The 559-nt window shown below is 70.5% G+C and carries 1 protein-coding gene; it reads right to left on the reverse strand.

Features of this window, described 5'->3' with window-relative positions; translation table 11 throughout:
• Positions 1-559, reverse strand: a 559-nt coding sequence (locus KUM32_RS36620; RefSeq protein WP_217146199.1) for a DUF3159 domain-containing protein, incomplete at both ends; no start/stop codon positions are given.

The raw sequence follows: 559 nt of genomic DNA on the forward strand, positions 1-559 counted from the left end.
GAGCTGGGTGGCGTCCCCCCACCAGTACAGCGGGAAGAGGATCGCCGACTTGCCGAGCAGGATCAGGCCCCACGCCCAGGTCGCCTTGGTGTACGCGCGCAACCGGCCCGGGTTGCGCGTGCGCCAGGACAGGTTCTCCTTCAGGATCGGCCCGAGCAACACGCCGATCAGCGGGAACCGGAAGATCGCGGAGAGCACGTACGCCACGGCCAGCCCGAGCGTGTACAGCATGCCCGGCAGGTAGAAGTTCTTCGCGTCGCCGGACATCATCGCGAAGACGGCGCCGAAGGCCACCCCGAAGACGCCGCTGAAGGCGTGCTTGAGGGTCTCCTTGCGGGCCAGCCGGGCCACCGCGAGCAGCACCGTCAGCGCGAGCGCCGCGATGGCCGCGACGTGGATGTCCCGCTTGATCGTGTAGATCAGGACGAAGACCAGTCCGGGCACGGTGGTGTCCACCATGCCGCGCACCCCGCCGAACGCCTCGAGGAGCGCGGTGTCGGCGGCTGCCTTGCTGCGCGCCGCCTGCCCCCCGTCGGCTGCCTCGCTCGCGTCCGGGGAG

Source organism: Streptomyces sp. AC627_RSS907, from assembly GCF_019049165.1.